1 protein-coding gene is annotated in these 255 nt (G+C 51.0%); it reads left to right on the top strand.

Features of this window, described 5'->3' with window-relative positions:
• Positions 1-255, top strand: a 255-nt coding sequence (locus NJD71_RS13850) for an Ig-like domain-containing protein (RefSeq protein ID WP_319052468.1), incomplete at both ends; no start/stop codon positions are given.

The raw sequence follows: 255 nt of genomic DNA, 5'->3' as shown, positions 1-255 counted from the left end.
ACACCTTTGATCCAGCGCCTAACTTCAACGGCACCGTGCCCCAAGTGAGCTATACAGTGACCGACCCTGAGGGCAACACTGACAGCACCACCTTAGACATCACTGTAACGCCAGTAGAAGATATACCAGTCGCGAGCCCTGAAGTTGAAAGCACGCCTGAGGACACTGACTTAACCGGCAATGTCCTTACTAACGATACTGATGGTGACGGTAACAACACCCTAACTGTAGATTCAGCCACCGTAGACGTTAATG

The organism is Psychrobacter sp. PP-21, assembly GCF_033790785.1.
Lineage (GTDB): Bacteria > Pseudomonadota > Gammaproteobacteria > Pseudomonadales > Moraxellaceae > Psychrobacter.
This window is presented reverse-complemented; position numbering and strand designations above follow the sequence as displayed.